Here is a 1,083-nt window from a genome sequence, read left to right as displayed (position 1 = left end):
TTGACGACGGATTTTATCACTCGCCGCCTGACTGCTATGATTACATTAAAGGTATTCGGAGTTTGATAGGGTTTGGTACATTGGTGTATGCCCTAGCCCATTCAGTGCTCTACCCCCTCTAATTACTACATAACGCTATACCTAAATATATTTCGGAGAGAACCAGCTATCACGAAGTTTGATTGGCCTTTCACCCCTATCCACAAGTCATCCCAAGACTTTTCAACGTCAGCGGGTTCGGTCCTCCGCCGGCTCTTACACCGGTTTCAACCTGCTCATGGATAGATCACTTCGTTTCGGGTCTGCAATATCTGACTAAACGCCCTATTAAGACTTGCTTTCGCTACGGCTCCGGATTTCCTTAACCTTGCCAGATATCACAACTCGCAGGCTCATTATGCAAAAGGCAGTCCATCACACGTCATAAAGAATCGTGCTCTGAATGATTGTAAGCAAATGGTTTCAGGTTCTATTTCACTCGGGTCACCCCCGTTCTTTTCACCTTTCCCTCACGGTACTTGTTCACTATCGGTTTGGTAGTAGTATTTAGGGTTGGAAAGTGGTCTTCCCAGATTCAGACAAGGTTTCACGTGCCTCGCCCTACTCAGGATACTGTTAAGTAAAAAAGAGTTTTCATATACGGGAGTATCACCCTCTATGCTTAAACTTTCCAGATTATTCTATTAACTCTTTTTAGTCTATGTTACAGTCCTACAACCCCACTAGTAAACTAGTGGTTTGCCCTTTTACGATTTCGCTCGCCGCTACTTTCGTAATCTCATTTGATTTCTTTTCCTGTGGGTACTAAGATGTTTCAATTCCCCACGTTTGCTCCATATAGGTAGTATATATCACTATATACTGGGTTGCCCCATTCAGAAATTCCCGGATCAAAGCTCCTTGACAACTCCCCGAGACTTATCGCAGTCTAGCACGTCTTTCATCGCCTCTACCAACCAAGGCATCCACCATTCGCTCTTAGTAGCTTACCTTTTTTTGACTTCTCATAAGAGCAAAGCTCTTATTGCGACAAGGAGTGTAAACACTCCTTTGAACCACCTAAAGCACAAAGTTGCTAAAGCA

1 rRNA gene is annotated in these 1,083 nt (G+C 43.9%); it reads right to left on the bottom strand.

Features of this window, described 5'->3' with window-relative positions:
- A 23S ribosomal RNA gene (locus tag O6B72_RS09340) occupies nt 1-992 on the bottom strand; the annotation flags it as partial.
- Nucleotides 993-1,083 lie beyond the last annotated feature (91 nt).

It is taken from the genome of Campylobacter ureolyticus (genome assembly GCF_027277485.1).
Lineage (GTDB): Bacteria > Campylobacterota > Campylobacteria > Campylobacterales > Campylobacteraceae > Campylobacter_B > Campylobacter_B ureolyticus_B.
Note: the sequence above shows the minus strand (reverse complement) of the source record. Positions and strands in the feature narration are given on the sequence as shown.